This is a genomic window from Curtobacterium sp. B8, assembly GCF_000333315.1.
GTDB classification, from domain to species: domain Bacteria; phylum Actinomycetota; class Actinomycetes; order Actinomycetales; family Microbacteriaceae; genus Curtobacterium; species Curtobacterium luteum.
This window is the reverse complement of record NZ_BACW01000510.1, coordinates 1-2,806: the sequence shown is the minus strand read 5'-3', so window position 1 is coordinate 2,806 and position 2,806 is coordinate 1. Positions and strand designations below refer to the sequence as shown.

Sequence of the window (2,806 nt, the reverse complement as noted above, 5' to 3'; positions counted from 1 at the left end):
GACACGGTCCGAGCACGACCGAACGATCCGGTACCCGCGTGAGATCGCTGCCGCAGTGACCCTGCGTGCGGCCTGCGCCGCCCTGACCTCCGGACCCGCGGGCCGCCCACTGGGCGCCCGCGGAGTCGATCGCGGTCCTCACGACGAGCGCCGCGCTCGCGACGCGGTTCGCCGTGCTCGAGCACGTGGCCGATGCGTCCGGGCGCGACGCCCGCTCCGTCGTGCCCTTCGACGCCTTCACCGACCGGCTGCCGCCCGCGCTGATCGGCGCGGGGCCCGCGCCGGACCCCTACCGGGTGCGCACGGCCGGTGACCGCCTGGCCGCGGCGTGGCGGTTCTGGCGAGCCGGGAGCGATCCGGAGGGCTGTGCGCAGGGAGCGGCCGGGGCGTTGGCCCTCGCAGCCTGGTGTGCGTGGGCGCTCGGGTCCGACGCCCGCGCCCAGACGCGTGCCGTGTACGCGCTCGAGACCGCCGCGGACGATCCGCTGGCGTCACTCGTGGCACGACTGGTCCGGACCCGGACGAGACCCGCGTGGGAGCGGCTGTGACGTCGCGGTCCCGGCATCGTCTACGGTTGGAGCACCAGCGAGGGAGGGCTCGGGTGCGCGACGACGACACTCACGACGAGATCGACGACACCGTCATCCGACCGCGCCACCGCACCGCGTCCGCCGACGATCCCGTGAACGACGACGCTGTGAGCGACGACCTCCTGGGCGACACGGTCATCCGACCCCGGCTGGACCGTGCTGCCGACCCACTCGGCGACACCGTGATCCGTCCGCGCCCCGTGGGCCCCGCGGACGACGACACCGTCCTCCGCGGCGCCCTGGCCGGGCCGGAGCCGACGACCGACGACACCGTCCGCGGGGCACCCCCGCGACCACCGCTGGGAGCCGCACCGCTCGCCGGACCGGCACCGCGCCTCCCGGCCGAACCGCGCACCGCGCGGGTGCCCTCCGTCCGCATCGGGGACCACGTCGTGCGGCTCGACCGGCCCGTGATCGTCGGGCGTCGTCCCACGCTCCCGCGCGTCGTGCGCGGGCCGGAACCCCGGCTCGTGACCGTGCGGTCAGCATCCGGACAGGTCTCGTCGTCGCACGTGCTCGTGCAGGCCTCGGGTGAGGCCGCGGTCGTCGAGGACCTCCGATCGACGAACGGCACCGTGGTCCGCCCGGTCGCCGGAACGCCCTTCCGCATGCCGCGGGTGGGACCGCGGTGGTCCTGACGGTACGGGTTGTCGAGATCGGCGACGGCAACACCGTCGAGATCCTCTCGCCGCACCTTCGTGCGGCCCCGGGGGATCCCGTCCCCGCCCCGCCGGACTGGCCGTGACCGGTTCCCTGACCGTCGTGCCCCCGAACCCCCAGAGAGCGATCGAAGACACGTGACCGAACTCGGCCGAGCAGCCACTGCGCACGCCATCGACGTCCCCGGTGCCGACGGCGCCGTCCTCACCCTGTCGTGGGGCGCTGCGACCGACGTGGGTCGGCGACGTGACCACAACGAGGACAGCTACATCGTCGGGGCCCCCTTCTTCGTGGTCGCGGACGGCATGGGCGGGCACCTCGCGGGCGACCGCGCCAGCGACGCCGTCGTCCGTCGGCTGGCGCAGGTCTCCGAGCAGCCCTTCACCACCCGGCAGGGGATCCAACGCGCGCTCCTCCTCGCGACCGCCGACATCGAGCGCGCCGCGGGCGGGAACGCCATCGGGGCCGGCACGACCGTCACCGGGATCGCCCTCGTGGCGTCGCAGGGGCAGCCCGCGGCGCTCGTGTTCAACGTCGGGGACTCGCGGACCTACCGCATCGACGCCGGGGTGCTCCGCCGCGTGACGGTCGACCACTCGGTCGTGCAGGAGATGGTGGACGCGGGGCTCCTGCGTGCCGAGGACGCCGAACGGCACCCGGACAGCAACGTCATCACCCGCGCCGTCGGGTTCGGTGAGCCGCCCGAGCCGGACTGGTGGACCCTGCCGCTGCGGCAGGGCGACCGCTACATCGTCTGCTCGGACGGGCTGACGAAGGAGCTCGGCGACGTCGGCATCGCCCGCATCGCTGCGCGCGTCGAGGGTGCACAGGACCTCGCTGAACGCCTCGTCGGCGACGCGGTGGTCGCGGGGGGACGCGACAACGTGACGGTCGTCGTGCTGCAGGTCGACGGGGCGCCCGACGACGGCGACGTCGAGGACACCCTGCCCCGCCACTGACGGCCCCCGAACTGGGGTCGTCCGGTCCTGGGAGGTGGTCCGGCCCCCGGGCTGGGCGTCGGTGGCCTTCCGTACAATGACATGGCCGTGACGAGCGTGCCGGCCGTGCATCGGTCGGGGAGGAGGGGAGCATGGCACGACGACTGCCGTCCGACCCGCCCGTGATCGCGGGCTTCAGTCCCGTGCACGTCCTCGGCTCCGGCGGCTTCGCGGACGTCTTCCTCTACGAGCAGGACATGCCGCGGCGCAAGGTCGCGGTGAAGGTGCTGCTCGACGAGGTCGTCGACGACCGTGTCCGGCAGATGTTCCAGGCCGAGGCGAACCTCATGGCCCGGCTGAGCACCCACCCCTCGATCCTCACCGTCTTCCAGGCGAGCGTCGCGTCCGACGGCCGACCGTACCTGGTGATGGAGCTCTGCTCGTCGTCGCTCAGCGATCGGTACCGGCGTGAGCCCGTCCCCGTGTCCGAGGTGCTCGCGATCGGTGTCCGCATCGGTGCTGCGCTCGAGACCGCTCATCGTGAAGGCGTCCTGCACCGCGACATCAAGCCGTCGAACATCCTCCTCACGGCGTACGGCAACCCCGTGCTGTCCGACT

At 73.6% G+C, this 2,806-nt stretch carries 4 protein-coding genes; all 4 read left to right on the top strand.

Going from position 1 to position 2,806, the window contains the following annotated elements:
- Positions 1–173 precede the first annotated feature (173 nt).
- Entirely contained in the window at positions 174–548 is a 375-nt protein-coding gene (locus I59_RS13115; protein WP_022904253.1) for a hypothetical protein, read from the top strand.
- Positions 549–601: 53 nt separating this feature from the next.
- Complete coding sequence (locus I59_RS13110) at positions 602–1,228, top strand: FHA domain-containing protein (RefSeq protein ID WP_031273788.1); 627 nt, start codon at positions 602–604, stop codon at positions 1,226–1,228.
- Positions 1,229–1,387: 159 nt separating this feature from the next.
- Entirely contained in the window at positions 1,388–2,209 is an 822-nt protein-coding gene (locus I59_RS13105; RefSeq protein ID WP_022904252.1) for a PP2C family serine/threonine-protein phosphatase, read from the top strand.
- Positions 2,210–2,340: 131 nt separating this feature from the next.
- The coding region (locus tag I59_RS13100; protein WP_022904251.1) for a serine/threonine-protein kinase at positions 2,341–2,806 on the top strand (466 nt) is incomplete at its 3' end.